Consider the following 15215-nt stretch of genomic DNA (forward strand, 5'->3'; position numbering starts at 1 on the left):
ATGCTGTGAGTGTGTTCTGAACTTACGCTAAAGGCATAACTTTCAATGGATTAATATCTGCTTTTGCAAATGTAAAATTTTTGATGAAACAAAAAAATCAACTGCACTAAATTAACTGCACTTAAAATTAACGATTTTAAAACATAATTGTATCAACAGATCACACTAAATAAATTCCGTCATTGGCAATTGTAATCTTTCGTTCCTTGTAGAGTGTCCCAATTGCCTTTTTAAAAGCTTTTTTGCTCAAATGCAATAGCTCTTTAATTTCTTCAGGGGAAGATTTATCATGCAATGCCAGAAAACCGCCTTCTGCTTTTAATTTTTCAAAAATCATCTCGGCGGTGGGCTCCAACATTTTTGCCCCTATCTGCTGTAATGAAACATCTATCTTATTATCCTGTCTTATATTTTTAATGTACCCTTTCAATCTGTCCCCAACGGCTATGGCTTTGAAAACATCACTGTCAAATACCAAGCCTTTAAATTTATTCTCTATGATCACTTCCCACCCCATAGGGGTTTTTCTGCTTACCAATAAATCTACCTCGCTGTTTACTTCAATATTAAAATCTACATTGGATAAATAACGATTTAATCGGCTTGAGGCTGTCAACCTAAAAGTCTCTTCATCCAAATAACAATGAACAATATATTTTTTCCCCTCCTCCATTCTAACTCCTTGTTCACGAAAAGGCACCAAAAGATGTTTTTCCAACCCCCAATCTAAAAATGCACCATAAGAACCAACTTCCACTACTTCCAAAAATGCAAAGTTGTTCCTGGTAACATAGGGTTCAAGATTAGTTGCTACAGGTCGTTCGTTGCTATCCAAGTAGCAAAATACTTTCAAATCACCATCAATCTCAAAATCATTGGGAACATATTTATTGGGCAGAAGAACTTCCGTTCCTTCGGCATCACCTAAAAAAAGACCAACACTTGTGCTTCTCAATACTTTTAAAACATTATAATTTCCCAATTCTATCATGTGGCAAAGTTATATTGAAATTTAAGGATAAAAAAAGCTGCCAAAAGGCAGCTTATATTTTAAAGGTATCCGTTATACTAATTGTAAATAGATTCTTTTCCAAAATGCTTTGCCAACATATAGTATATCACTGCACGATGCTTGTTCTTATTGGACTTACCGTATCTATCTATCACGGCATTTATAGCACTCATTAAATCTGAACTGTCAGAAAGTCCCAATTTCTTAATTAAAAAATTGTTTTTAACCGTCTCTAATTCCTTATCATCCGATCCCGAAACTTTTGAGGCATCCAAGTTATAAATGGCTGGTCCAAGCCCAATAGCCACCTTGGTCAAAAGGTCCATGTCAGGAGTCTCACCAAACTTGTCCTTAATGTCGGCCGCATACTTTACAATTAATTCATCTCTTTTACTCATGATTGTTAGTGTTCTATAGTTATTATACTAATTAGTTAGCTTCTAAGATATAAAATCAAAGTAACCGAGCAAAATTTTGTCGTTTAGTAGACGAGGGGTCATAATTTCTAAAACTTTAGGGTTTTCAGAAACATCGTAAAAGTTAAGCAAGCTACTTTCCAGTTTCTCTAAACTATCTACTTTCTTGTAATCAAACTTGTGCATTTTAGCCAAATGTTCCGCTGTATGCTCGTGGTTTGTTTCAAAAAAAGTGGAGAATTCATTAGTTTCTTCAGATCCAGGTAAAATCCTAAAAATCCCTCCACCGGAATTATTGATGATAATTATTCTGAAATCAGATTTTATATACTCGTTCCACAATCCATTACTGTCATAGAAAAAACTCAAATCCCCGGTAATCAACAAGGTTGGTGGTTCATTATGAATTGATGCTCCTACCGCAGTTGAAGTACTTCCGTCTATGCCACTGGTTCCCCTATTGCAATAAACTCTCAATGATTTATCCATGGGGAAAAGTTGAGCGTACCGAACTGTAGAACTGTTTGCCAAGTGTACTTGGAATTTACTTGGTATAGATTTTAATATTGAGTTGAAGGCAGAGAAATCTGAGAAATCTATCTGTTTTAGGTATCCTTCCCGCTTTATCAAATATTTATTCTTTACTCCATCCCAATACGTTCTGTAATTGCATCCGTACCTCTTTGCTTCCTGATTAAAAATGGACTTAAAAAACTCATTTGGATTCAATTTTACATGTTCAGAAAGACAGAAAAAAGTATCATAAGCTTTTTTTGTGTCGATGTGCCAATGCGTATTGGGTTGATACTTCCTTAAAAAGGCTTTGATTTTTTTGGAAACAATCAATCCACCAAAGGTCACCAACAAATCTGGCTGGAGCAATTGAAATAATTCCTCCTGCCTTTCGGATTTCTCAATAGGTGCAATAATACTGTCAATGCTTGGAAAAAAATTGGGATGATGCAGATTGGAAGTGGTCTCAGTAAATACCAGAATACTATCGTCACTGGCAAGTGAGTTTATAATACTTGCTTCAATAGTGTTGGGAGCGTTAACCCCAACAAGAATCATCTTGCGTTTGCTAGTATTCCAAATTGAAACTAGCCTTTCCAAATTGTCCACCTCCGCAGTATCTAGAGGAAAGTTGAACACTTCTGGAGGCCTTACCGTAACCTCATCAGCCTGACCGTATAAAGGTTCCTCAAAAGGGATGTTTATATGAACAGGGCTACACTCAAGGATGGCTTGGTCCAAAGCAGCTGCTATTTCTATCTCATTGTACTTCTGAATTTCTTCCTGAGTTTCCGCAAAACCGTCTTTAAGAAAAAACTGCATTGTTTCGGTGGCATGTGAAACATCTTGTTTCACATTAGCCTGAAAACCTATATGTCTTTCAAAAACATTTTCTTGTCTAATGGTCTGCCCGTCTCCTACATCAATCTTATAGTTTGGCCTATCTGCTGAAACTACAATTAAAGGAATATCACTATAAAACGCTTCCGCAACGGCTGGATAATAATTTAAAAGAGCACTACCAGATGTACACACCAGCGCAACCGGTTTTTGGAGTTGTTGTGCCATGCCCAAAGCAAAAAAACCAGCGCATCTTTCATCAACAATACTAAAACATTTAAAAAAGGGGTTTTTTGTAAAACTAAGTGTCAATGGCGCATTTCGGGAACCAGGGGAAATAACAATATTTTGAATACCCCTAGATTTAAAATAAAGAACGAGAGTCTGCGCCGAGGGAATATCTGAATACATCATTGACTACAAAAATACACTTGAAAAAGCTATTACCCCAAACAAATTATGTAATGCTCAACATGGTTTTGCTCTTGTTCTGGGTTTCAGTCCATTCATTCTCAGGAATTGATGCTTCTGTTATTCCTCCACCTACAAAAACGGAAGCTTTTCCATTTTTTAGTTCCATACACCGTAAGTTTACGAATAACGCGGCCTGTTTTTCTTTTGAAAGATTTAATTCTCCCAAAAAACCAGTATAAAAAGTACGTTGGTAGTTTTCATTTTTCTGAATGAAGGTCTTGGCTTCTTGGGTTGGTATACCGCATACGGCAGGGGTTGGATGCAAAGTTTCTATAATTTCTTTAATGGTCGTTTTGGGTGTTATGCTTCCTTTAATCTCAGATTTTAAATGCCAAAGTTTCCCTGCTTTTATTGATACCGGATCTTCAACTTGCAGCTCTTTCATGCTAGAATGTAGCTTCTGCTTAATATAATTGGTTACCATCTTCTGTTCCTCAACTTCCTTACTACCCCACTCTGGTTTGGTTGAATCGTTTACAGGTACTGTTGCTGCCAGGGACATTGTTCGCAATTTTTCTCCCTCTATATGTACCAAAGTTTCTGGGGTAGCACCACACCACATCCCCAATTTTGGATGAAAAAATAAATAACAAAAGGCATTTGGGTACTTTCCCAATAGGGATTGAAAAACCTCTAAGGGCTTTTTTGAAAGTAGTATTTCTATTTTCCGTGAAAGCACTACTTTTTTGAGTGCTCCCTTCTTAATCGCGTTTATTCCTTTTTCAACCAGTTCAATATGAGAACTCCTTCCTGAATCATTTATAAAATCTTTACTGGAATTTACAACTTCTTCAACCTCAAAAGAAGCAACAACAATTTTATCCGGAGCTATAAGAACAGCATCATTATTTAAATCAAAAGGAGCAAAAACAAATCCTTTTTCAGTAAAGGTAACCGTATGATTAAGTTCGCTATTAGATTGAAAAACACCATTTACCAAAGTTTCAGTAGGCTTTCGGTACAAACAAAATGGTAGATTTTGTTCCAAACTAACCTTTGCCAGATTTAAAAGTGCGTAAAAACCCTTATTCTTTTGGTAAGGCAATGGTAGTCAGTTTACAGTTGGAAATTAAATCTCCAGCTTCATTCGTGATTTTTATTTCCCAAAGTTGGGTAGTTCTTCCATGATGGATTATGGTAGCCTTGGCATAAACATGCCCATCACGAATTGATTTCACGTGATTTGCGGCAATTTCAATACCTCTTACATAAAATTTCTGTCCATCCAAAAAAACGTAGGAAGCTGCGCTGCCTACACTCTCTGCCAAAGCAACTGAGGCTCCTCCATGCAAAACACCATCAGGTTGATGGACTTTTGAGGTAACGGGCATTCTGGCCACCAAAAAATTTTCTCCAACATCTATATAGGTAATATCCAAAGTTTCCATCAAAGTATCCTTGCATATACCATTGCAGATGGATAGAATTTTTTCTTTATGCTCGTTCATCCTCCAAATTTTTGTAAAATTACGCAAAGCTATCGCAATAATGCATCAAATGGAAAAGACGATATCCTACACTACAAAGAATACCTATGTTACCTTAAATACAATTACACAAAAAACCAAAAACGTTTGGTTTGTATTTCACGGGATAGGTTATTTGAGTAAATACTTTATAAAACATTTTGAAAGTCTGAATTCCGAGGAAAACTATATTGTGGCACCACAGGCTCCCTCAAAGTATTATTTAAAAGATGAGTATAAATATGTTGGTGCTAGCTGGTTGACCAAGGAAAATACTTCAACAGAAATAGACAATGTCATTACTTATGTTGATACCGTTTTTGAGACCGAAAAAATACCAGCTCATCTAAATCTTATCCTTTTTGGATTCTCGCAAGGTGTCTCAGTTGTTGCCAGATGGGTAGCCCAAAGAAAAATACACTGTAAAAAATTGATTCTTTATGCAGGAGGTATTCCTAATGAGTTAACTGAAAAAGATTTTGAACATTTGGATTTCAACACAACAGAAGTCAAGGTTATTTATGGCGAATCTGATGAGTATTTAAATACAGTGCGTTTAAAATCAGAAAAGGTCAAAGTGGATTCTTTATTTAAAGGAAATGCAGAAATAGAAATGTTTAGTGGCGGCCATGAAATAAAGCCAGAAATAATTAAAAGCCTCATTTAAAAATATTCCAAACCCAAATTGAGTCTATTAATTTGGAGCTTCTTGATTCATCCCAGCGGGGTAATAGGATATTTTGCGCGTTGTGTATGTATTCTCAGGAGTAATGATTTGTTTTACCCAATTCTTTTCCTCGCTATTATCAAACTGAAAAATATATTCTTTGAAGGCTTCTGAAGTTTTAGTTTTTGTAATGACCTTTGTGAGCATTCCCTCCAAATCGTAAAAATGGAATAGTTTTTTCTCAGAGTCAAATGCTTTCTTTTCAAGATTATAAATAAAAATTTCTTTCGATATCAACTTTCCATCCATATCAAATACTTCTTCAGTGGCCATATGGGGATCGCCATCTATATATTCTTTGGTCAAAACAACTTTTTGGGATTTGTTTGCCTTTTTTCTTTCTGAAATACGAATGGATTTTTCAACTATGCCATTAATATAGTAGCTAGTAGTTGTCTCATTTTTAACGGTCACATAGTCCAAAGTGGTTTCGTCCACCCCCCCAGCATTGGAAGTCACAATCTTGGTTAATCTATCTTTCTCATTATAAATATATTCTTGCTGCTCCAAGAATTCCTTATCGTAAGAAATAATTTTTTCAAAAATCTTTTTTTGATTGGTAGTATCGACAGAATAAAAATTTACCATTGATGTTGCCGCATCCAGCACATTACCCTTGTAGCTTTCCATCCGCTTTTCAAGAAGTACACCATTGCTGTATTTATAATAGGTAATATCCTGATCTGTATCGTTGTACTGGGTAATTGTCTTTGTTAAAAATCCGTCTTGGTTGAATTCAAATTGTTCCTTGCCATAATTGGTAATAACCAAACATGATTTTACATTCCCTTTAAGATCAAAATCTTGAACCTTAAATATTTGTATCTCTTGAGACCACAAATTAAGATTGAACAACAATACTAAAAGTAAAGGGTAATTTTTCAGCATGTTGCAAAATTACTTCTTACTGAAGCAATTAAAAAATTAAAAACGTGTTTGATATCGAAAATAACGTAAAGAAAATAATACGCGCTAAAACTTACGTTGCGGATCAAAGGGTGTTATATCCATGGAGAGGTTCCTTTCAGAGATCAGTTCTGAGACCAATTTCCCTGTGGCTGGCCCCAAACTCCAGCCCATCATTGCATGACCTGTTGCAAAGGTTAGGTTTTTATATTGTTTCGATTTCCCAATGTAAGGTAAGCCATCCGGAGTAACAGGTCTTAACCCACATTGCGCCTGACTTTTGTCTTCTTCAGAAATTTTTAGCCCCTTGTAATAACGTTCAGCACCTTTTGCAATGGCTTCTACCCTTTCTTTTCGAATAATATTGTTGATTCCGGAAAACTCCATTGTTCCTGCAAAACGTGTATAGCCTTCCATAGGGGTTACAGCCATCTTTGCTTCCATTAAAATTGCTGGCATGGAAATATTTGTGGGTGTCCCTACATTAATTCTATAACCCTTTCCAGCCTGCAATGGCAAATCAATATTTAGCTTTTTTGAAAGGCCTGTGGTCCATGAACCTGCAGCTAAAACCACTTCATCAACTTTGTAACTATTCTTACTTGTTTTTACTTCGTTTAGCTGGTCACCATTGAAAACAACGTCCAATACTTCTTCATTTTTTTGAATGACAACTCCATTTTCCGATAAATAGTCTATCATCCGGTTCATAAATTGTGTTGGGGTTGTATGTCCATCACATTCATAATAAATAGCACCTTTGGCGTTGAGTTTAATATTGGGTTCTATTTTTTGTAATCCGTTACTATCTAAATTGCTTACTTCCAAGCCTAGATCATCTGCCTTTTGTGCAACTTCAAGTTCATGATCTCTTGCTTTTTCGGTTTGATATACCATCAATAATCCCTTGCGTTCCAAATGAAAGTTACCTAAATTTCCAGATGCCTTTATTCCTTCGTACAGTTCCCTACTCAAAAGATTTATGTCCCGAATGATGGGCATTGCACGTTCGACCTTATGTTTTGTTGAAGATTTTTTGAAGTACCAGGCCCATTTTATAAAATCCTTGTCCAAACGTGGTTTCATATAAAATGGACTGGAAGAATTGAACATATATTTGATTCCTTTTGTAATCATTCCCGGTGAGGCCAAGGGAATTATATGGCTTGGTGTTATATACCCAGCATTTACATAAGAAGCACCAGAATCCATATTTGACTTGTCCAATACTGTTACCTGATGCCCTTCTTTTTGTAAAAAATAAGCGGTGGAAAGGCCTACAATACCTCCTCCAACAACTATTACATTTTTATTTTTCCCCATATTAAATTACTTGAAACCCATAAGCATATGGGTCATCATCAGTATCTATTGTAATTGTATTCCTTCCATAAATCTTGGCCCACCCTTTAATACTTGGTATAATTGCCTTGGTATTGCCAATCATTGTTTCTTGTTCCACCTTTCCTACAAATTTAGAACCTATATAGCTTTCGTGAATATATTCGTCTCCTAATTTTAAATGCCCTTTTGAGTACAACTGCGCCATTCGCGCCGAGGTTCCGGTACCACAAGGTGATCTGTCTATTGCTTTATCACCATAAAAAACAGCATTTCTACCCGATGAATTTTTATCGATTGGATTACCGGTCCATAAAATATGAGATACTTGATTTATGCTAGAGTTTTCAGGATGAATAAAATCTGTTGGATACGCCTCATTTATTTTCTTCCTGATTTCTTGTGAAAAACCAATCAACTGACTGGCTGTAAAATCCTGTATTCCAGAGAAGTTTTTTTGCGGATCAATAATGGCATAAAAATTTCCACCAAACGCTACATCAAAGACTAATTCACCAAGTACAGAAGAGTTGACGGTAAGATTTTCACCAGCCAGATAGCTTTTAATATTGGTAAGTTTAACCCATTCAACCTTTGCAGCTGGTTTGTGATAATCAATTTCAACCAAACCTGCTGGGGTTTCCAACTTTATCTTTCCATGTATTTTGGGTTCCAACAATCCCTCTTCCAGTGCTATGGTTATTGTTCCAATTGTTCCATGACCACACATCGGCAAGCAACCACTTGTTTCAATAAAAAGGACCGCTATATCGTTATCTGGATTGGCGGGTGGATATAAAATACTCCCACTCATCATGTCATGACCTCTAGGTTCAAACATCAATCCTGTTCTTATCCAATCGAATTCCTTAATAAAATGCTGTCTTTTTTCTTCTATGGTGTTCCCTTGAAGTTTTGGACCACCTTCCATCACCAAGCGAACTGGGTTTCCGCAGGTATGTGCATCAATGCATTTAAAAGTGTGTACACCCATTATAGCATAGGGAGTTTTGGTCTTGTTTTCATACCATTTTCAATGATTGAAAGCACCCTATCCCGTTCCTTTCCTTGCAGAGGTAATCGTGGTAAGCGAACATTTTCAGTTCCAATCCCGGTCGCAACTTCGGCCAATTTTATATTTTGAACCAATTGTGGGCTAATATCCAATTCCAGTAAAGGCATAAACCAACGATAAATTTCAAGCGCTTCTTCTACCCTTCCGCTTCTAATCAGCTCAAAAATGGCAACTGTTTCCTTTGGAAATGCACAGACCAAACCGGCAACCCAACCATCGGCCCCCATTAGTAAGCTTTCCATGGCAAGAGTATCTACCCCACACAGAACTTTCAACCGATTTCCAAATCTATTTCTAATTCGGGTTATGTTTGTAATATCTCGGGTAGAGTCTTTTACAGCTTTAATATTTTCGCATTTCAAAAGTTCCTCGAACATTTCCAAGGTCACTTCAATTTTATAATCGACCGGATTATTATAAATCATTATAGGTAGGGAAGTACTTTTTGCAACGGCTTTAAAATAGGCCAGGGTTTCATTATCTGTAGATTTATAACGCATTGGGGGAAGCATCATAATTCCCGTAGCACCATATTTCTCTGCATTTTCTGCAGATTTTATGGAATTCTTGGTGGTTTGCTCGGCTATATTGATAACAACCGGTATCCTACCTTCAACCAGATTAACTGTATGCTCAATTAAAATCTTTTTCTCATCATCATCCAACGTACTTGCCTCTCCCAAAGTACCGCCAAGAATAATTGCATGTACACCGGCATCTACCTGTGCCTTGATATTTATGCTGAACATTTCTAAATCCAAATCATCTTTTTGGGTAAACTTGGTTGTAACAGCTGGCATAACTCCACTCCATTTCATCTACTAGGAAATTTAAAAGTTTTTATGTTATACCAAGATACACAAATGAGCATGAAAAAGTAAACTGATTCAATACCATTTCTTTAGCAATCTTTTGATTATTTTTGGAAAATTTTGCTTAATAAATTTAAATATGAAAAAAATAGCTCTGGTCGTTCTAGCATCAGTTTTTTCGTGTAATACTTCACAAAAAACAGTTTCAGAAACTCCTGCTAAAACAAAAGAAATTAGTCCCATCACATATGCCCAAACAATAACCCAAGATGAATTAAAAGGCCATCTTTACACCTATGCATCCGATGAGTTTGAAGGTCGGGAAACTGGCCAGCCAGGGCAGAAAAAAGCGGTTGAATACCTTAAGAAACAATATGAGGCTCTGGGTATTCCCGCTGCAAAAAAAGACGGTGATTATTTCCAAAATGTTCCATTGCAAGTGGCTAATGTGCCCACGGGAAATGCAACTTTTAATGGGACAGCTTTTCAAATAGGGGAAGATTTGGTCACATTTAGTTCAGCTAAAGGCACCTATAATGAAATTGTTTATCTCGGTTATGGTATTGAAGATGGAGATTATTCAGACTACAACGGAATCGATGTAGAAGGAAAATTGGTATTGATCAAGTCAGGAGAGCCAAAAAATGCCGATGGCACCTATACTTTATCAAAAACCAATGAAAAATCGGCATGGAGCAATATGTCTGAAGGAGTTGGCAAAAAAAATAAGATAGCCCTAGACAAAGGGGCTGCTGGGGTTCTCTATTTTGATGCACAAAATTTTTCGCGTTTCAAAGGTTATTTTAATTACATGAAAAAAAACCAGAGTGGAAAAATGACATTGAAGGATGAGGCAAGTGATGATTTTATGATTTTGTTGAACAAAACAGCCGTTGGTACCATCAAATCCGATATTGAAAATGACGATACTCCCAAGGTAGTTTCAACCAATATTATACTTGATATAACTAGTGGGAATGATGAAGTAAGTTCTGAGAACGTAGCTGCCATACTTAAAGGTTCCGAAAAACCTGATGAATATATTGTAATTTCCTCCCACTTGGATCATATAGGCATCTCTTCAGATGGTCAAATCAACAATGGAGCAGATGATGATGGTTCTGGAAGTGTGGCGTTGCTTGAAATTGCAGAAGCATTTAAAAAAGCTGCTGATGCTGGTGAAGGACCTAAACGTTCCATAGTTTTTTTACATGTTACCGGTGAGGAAAAAGGTCTTTTGGGTTCAAAATATTATACAGATTATGAACCTATTCTACCATTGGCACAAACAGTGGCCAACCTTAATATAGATATGATAGGTAGAATCGACCCAAAACGTGATGGTGATAGAAACTATGTTTATCTAATTGGATCGGATAAACTTAGTACAGAGCTACATGAGCTTTCCGAAGCAGTAAATGAAAAATATATGAACATTGAACTGGATTATACTTACAATGATGAAAATGATCCAAACCGGTTTTATTATAGAAGTGATCATTACAACTTTGCCAAAAACAACATTCCGATCATATTCTATTTTAATGGAACACATGCAGACTACCATAGGCCCGGAGATACACCGGACAAGATAAACTACGATCTATTGGAAAATAGAACTCGACTTGTTTTCTATACAGCATGGGAAGTGGCCAATAGAGAAAATAAAGTTGTGGTAGACAAAGCAGCCAAATAAAGAAAGGTATACTTAAAACATAAAAAAAGCCCTCTTTAAAAGAGGGCTTTTTTATGATACAAGATTATTTTTGATTCTTAGACCTTTTATTAGTTGAATACTATTCAAATTCAAATTGCAGGTCAACGTATATTCTTATCCTTTCATCGGATAATTGGTCAAATAACATTATCTGTCAACCCAAACAGGCCAACCGCCAATTTATCCTCCAGTACAATACTCCTCATCTCTAATTTTACTGTGTTCTTATTTTTTTATCAACCTTAATTTCATTAGTAATGAAAACTAGTTATTCCTCAATTTTTAGGGCAAGCTTTGTCGGTATTGCCCTTTTTGTTATGATTTCTTGCAGCAACGATGACAATTGCACTACCCAAACCTTCTACCTTGATAAAGACCTAGATGGTTTTGGTGGAATAGAATCCACTTCTGCCTGTAAAGCACCAACTACAGCTGTGGGGCAATATGTTACCAAGGATGGTGATACCAATGACAATGACCCAAACATTAATCCTGGATGCGATTTGGTTTTTTATTTGGATGAAGATAATGATGGTTTTGGTGTTGGTGATCCCTTATCATTCTGCAAAAATCCTGATGAAGATTTATATACAGATAATGATACCACTTTTGATTGTGATGACACTAATCCCAACATTAATCCAGACACAACAGAAATAGCCAATGATGGTATCGACAATAATTGTGATGGCATTGAATTGGTCAAAGCCGTTATATGGACAGGACCAGATATGCAGTTCTCCAAACCTGGAGGGCTAACGAACTGGGTTGATGGTAGTCAATTCCATGACCAGTTAACAGAAAACGTCTCCCTAACCCGATCAAACAATGGTTATATAACCAATATATCTTGGTGGGTAAATGAAATTACTCAAGTACCTACTGAAAATGAGGACCTTGAATGGGAATATAAAGGTAGAGATTCTGAGCCAGTTGCCAATATTGGCACTGCTGAACCTGCAGGTGGTCCCCAAGGTGTTCGTTGGGCTATTTTGGAGCAAGGTGGGGAAACAAAAGCATGGGATAATTTTAACTTATATGGTACCCTAGGCGACCCAACCCATTTTTATAGTTTAAATAATATTGCTTCAATCTGTGATATACTGGATGGAAATTTTGACCTAATTCGGATTATTGATGACTTTGGTGTAGAAGGAAACGAAGAGGAGTATCTTGATTTTGATACTCTGAGATTTCAATTCTTGGAAGGAAAATCCCTTGGGGTTTGGCTCGTAGAAGAAGATATCTATTTAACCTTAACCTTTGATTCAATTTCCAATTCATTTGGAGATATGAGCTATACCCGCTCTTCACCAGTGAATAATTAAAGTATAATTAGGTCATCCATAAAAAAGCCTTGAAAAACTTAGGCTTTTTTATTTCAAAAACTTAGAAAAACAAAAAATCCTGGCAAGGAATTTTGCCAGGATTTACTTTGTTTATAAAGGGTGGAAGACGGGATTCGAACCCGCGACCCTCGGTACCACAAACCGATGCTCTAACCAGCTGAGCTACAACCACCATTTTAGCGGTTGCAAAAATACCTTTTTTATCAATTCAACCAAAATAAATTACTGTTTACCTAAAGGTAAATTTTAAACAACTTGTAAAACCAAATTTTTTGGTGCCATCAACTTATTAATTGTTCAAATTGACTTTATAACTCCTAGCCTATATTTCAAGATTTAGAAAAGCTTTTGTTGCCTATCATCGACGAAATACACTTTTTCATGGCCAAAACACACATTTTTTGCACTTTCACAACAAATACTTCAAAACAATGAACCTCAAAACTATTTTTACTATTTAAGATTTAAATGTCTTATGTCCCAAATGGCGAATTACTTTAATCTCCGAAAATTCCTTGGAAAAGCAATCATGCTTTTTTGCGTGCTCCTTTTTGCACTCCCATCACAAGGTCAACAAAACAAAAGGGATAGCCTCACATTCAGATTAAAACGATTGGAAACCGCAAATAAGTTCAATCCAAAGGATACCACCCATATAAACTTACTTGCCGACCTTGCCCATGTGTACCGTTTTATAAACAACGATAGTTTGAAAAATATATCGCAGAGGGCCTTAAAATTCAGTAAGGCCATTGGTTTTGTACATGGAGAAATAAAAGCTTTGGAGAACATTGGGAATTACTATTCAGATGAAGGAGATAGAGAGAAATCAAAATTCATATTCAAGAAAGCACTCAAACTTTGTAAGGAAACCCAGGATAAAAAAAGCGAATTAAACCTTATCAACGGTCTTGCACATGATTATAGTTATGAAGGTAATTACGCTCAGGCCCTTAATCTTTTCTTACAAGGAATTGATGTTGCTAAGCAAATAGATAATAAACATATGCTTTCCATTTTGAACGAAAGTATTGCCAATCTGTATGCTGACCAAAAGGACTTTAAAAATGCATTGAGTTTTTATGATACCGTTATAGCAATAAACAAACAATTGGGGAATGATAAAATTCATGCCGAAACCCAAAGTAATATGGCCTACCTGTATAAGGAGGCAAAAAACTTTGACTATGCCATGTTTAATGTTAACAAGAGTATTATAACTTTTGAAAAGCATAAAATTTATGACTGGTTAGCCTATGCCTATGCCGTAAAAGGGGATGTCTATCTTGAACAAAAAAAATACCAATGGGCCTTATATTGGTACGATCAAAGTGATATGCTACATAGGCAACACCTTGATGACGAAAGAGCTAAAATTCAGCTTTTAAAGGGGATGGCAAAAGTATATTTAGGTTTGGGCAGAGATAGTCTTGCTTTACAATACGCTAACGAAGGCTTACAATTATCACAGAAAATTAAAACTTTACAGGGACAGATAGAATGTGCGGAGACCCTATATGAACTTCATAAAAACAATGAAAACCATTCTGTTGCTTTAAACTATCTTGAAATCTTCAAAAAACTTTCAGATTCACTTTCACTGGATAAGAATAGACAAAGTCTGTCTTTATTGGAAGCAAAAATAGGATATGAACAGGAAAAAAAAGAGCTTATTGCTTCAAATAAAACAGCCTTGGCCAAACAGCGCAATTACATCTACTTTACGGTCATCATCCTATTAATTTTAGCCGTTGTTACATTCTTGATAAGACGAAGTGAGAATATTCAAAAGAAGTTAAACAAGGAGTTGCATGAAAAATCCGAAGTGGTAAGTGAACGAGAATCCGAATTACATGAAATAAATAGAACCAAAACCAAACTCTTCTCAATAATAGCCCATGATCTAAGAGGTCCTATTGGGGCACTCCAGGGAATGCTTAAATTATTCACAGATGGCGAAATTGGAAAAGACGAGTTTATCTCGTTCATTCCAAAATTAAAGGCTGATGTTGAGCACATATCATTCTCTTTGAACAATCTTTTGTCATGGGGACAAACCCAACTTAATGGTGTAACTACCAAACCCAGAAGAACTTCCATAGATAAAATAATATCCGGAAATGTGAAATTGCTGTCCGAACTAGCAGCCAGTAAATCAATAAAAATAATCACTCAAGAGTTTAATGAAAGCCAGCTTATTTGGGCGGATCAAAATCAAATAGATATCGCCGTTAGAAATTTGCTGAGCAACGCTATTAAATTTACGCCCGAAAATGGTCTTATTACAATTGAATTGGAAGAAAAGAGGGATGTTTTCCAAGTGATGATACGGGATACTGGAATTGGGATGAACAAGGATATCCAAAAAAAGATATTTACCGACACAACCAACATTACCACCTACGGAACCAATAATGAAAAAGGTACAGGCTTAGGCCTTTCGTTATGTAAAGAAATGATTCAAATGAACAAGGGTGAAATCTGGGTAGAAAGTGCACTCAGAAAAGGCTCAACTTTTTTCTTTACTGTACCAAAAGCGGAAAAAAGATATCAAAAAGCTGGCTAGT

The 15215-nt window shown here is 36.2% G+C and carries 13 protein-coding genes and 1 tRNA gene; 4 read left to right on the forward strand and 10 right to left on the reverse strand.

What is annotated here, in order from left to right; genetic code table 11:
• Positions 1-160: 160 nt before the first annotated feature.
• The 5 genes from AAY42_RS04685 to AAY42_RS04705 form a co-directional block, all read right to left on the reverse strand.
• The gene (locus AAY42_RS04685; protein WP_055392873.1) at positions 161-991 is read right to left on the reverse strand and encodes a CvfB family protein; all 831 of its coding nucleotides are present in this window, start codon (positions 989-991) and stop codon (positions 161-163) included.
• A 77-nt stretch (positions 992-1068) separates the two neighbouring features.
• Positions 1069-1410, reverse strand: coding sequence for a DUF2853 family protein (locus AAY42_RS04690; protein ID WP_055392875.1), 342 nt, complete (start codon positions 1408-1410; stop codon positions 1069-1071).
• Between the two features lie 42 nt (positions 1411-1452).
• A complete protein-coding gene (gene menD / locus AAY42_RS04695; protein ID WP_055392876.1) occupies positions 1453-3195 on the reverse strand; it encodes a 2-succinyl-5-enolpyruvyl-6-hydroxy-3-cyclohexene-1-carboxylic-acid synthase in 1743 nt (580 codons plus the stop codon).
• A 43-nt stretch (positions 3196-3238) separates the two neighbouring features.
• Positions 3239-4243 carry a chorismate-binding protein gene (locus tag AAY42_RS04700; protein WP_245625589.1) on the reverse strand — a complete coding sequence of 335 codons (1005 nt, stop codon included), beginning with the start codon at positions 4241-4243 and terminating at the stop codon, positions 3239-3241.
• A 37-nt stretch (positions 4244-4280) separates the two neighbouring features.
• On the reverse strand, positions 4281-4703 hold the full coding sequence (locus tag AAY42_RS04705) for a PaaI family thioesterase (RefSeq protein ID WP_055392880.1): 423 nt from the start codon (positions 4701-4703) through the stop codon (positions 4281-4283).
• Positions 4704-4752: 49 nt separating this feature from the next.
• Between AAY42_RS04705 and AAY42_RS04710 the strand changes: the two genes are divergently transcribed.
• Entirely contained in the window at positions 4753-5388 is a 636-nt protein-coding gene (locus AAY42_RS04710) for an alpha/beta hydrolase (RefSeq protein WP_313777872.1), read from the forward strand.
• Between the two features lie 27 nt (positions 5389-5415).
• Here the strand turns inward: AAY42_RS04710 and AAY42_RS04715 are convergent, their stop codons facing one another.
• The 4 genes from AAY42_RS04715 to AAY42_RS04730 all read right to left on the reverse strand — a co-directional run bounded on the left by AAY42_RS04715 (position 5416) and on the right by AAY42_RS04730 (position 9588).
• Positions 5416-6336 carry a hypothetical protein gene (locus AAY42_RS04715; protein WP_055392883.1) on the reverse strand — a complete coding sequence of 307 codons (921 nt, stop codon included), beginning with the start codon at positions 6334-6336 and terminating at the stop codon, positions 5416-5418.
• Between the two features lie 84 nt (positions 6337-6420).
• Positions 6421-7677: an NAD(P)/FAD-dependent oxidoreductase gene (locus AAY42_RS04720; protein WP_055392885.1), complete on the reverse strand. Its 1257-nt coding sequence runs from the start codon at positions 7675-7677 to the stop codon at positions 6421-6423.
• 1 nt (position 7678) lies between these two features.
• The gene (locus AAY42_RS04725) at positions 7679-8689 is read right to left on the reverse strand and encodes a 4-hydroxyproline epimerase (RefSeq protein ID WP_055392887.1); all 1011 of its coding nucleotides are present in this window, start codon (positions 8687-8689) and stop codon (positions 7679-7681) included.
• Positions 8689-9588 (reverse strand): dihydrodipicolinate synthase family protein, encoded by a 900-nt coding sequence (locus AAY42_RS04730; protein WP_055392889.1) that lies wholly within the window; start codon positions 9586-9588, stop codon positions 8689-8691. Before AAY42_RS04730 ends, AAY42_RS04725 begins: the two co-directional genes overlap by 1 nt.
• Before the next feature lie 133 nt (positions 9589-9721).
• Between AAY42_RS04730 and AAY42_RS04735 the strand changes: the two genes are divergently transcribed.
• Together AAY42_RS04735 and AAY42_RS04740 are read left to right on the forward strand one after the other, a co-directional pair.
• Positions 9722-11278 (forward strand): M28 family peptidase, encoded by a 1557-nt coding sequence (locus AAY42_RS04735; protein ID WP_055392891.1) that lies wholly within the window; start codon positions 9722-9724, stop codon positions 11276-11278.
• Positions 11279-11556: 278 nt separating this feature from the next.
• Complete coding sequence (locus AAY42_RS04740; RefSeq protein WP_055392893.1) at positions 11557-12627, forward strand: putative metal-binding motif-containing protein; 1071 nt, start codon at positions 11557-11559, stop codon at positions 12625-12627.
• Positions 12628-12745: 118 nt separating this feature from the next.
• Here AAY42_RS04740 and AAY42_RS04745 read toward each other — a convergent pair.
• Positions 12746-12821: transfer RNA gene (locus AAY42_RS04745), tRNA-His, on the reverse strand.
• A 311-nt stretch (positions 12822-13132) separates the two neighbouring features.
• On the opposite strand from AAY42_RS04745, the gene AAY42_RS04750 reads away from it, so the two are divergent.
• Positions 13133-15214, forward strand: a complete 2082-nt coding sequence (locus AAY42_RS04750) for an ATP-binding protein (protein WP_245625590.1) — start codon at positions 13133-13135, stop codon at positions 15212-15214.
• Position 15215 lies beyond the last annotated feature (1 nt).

The organism is Flagellimonas eckloniae (assembly GCF_001413955.1).
In the GTDB taxonomy this organism is placed as follows: Bacteria; Bacteroidota; Bacteroidia; order Flavobacteriales; family Flavobacteriaceae; genus Flagellimonas; species Flagellimonas eckloniae.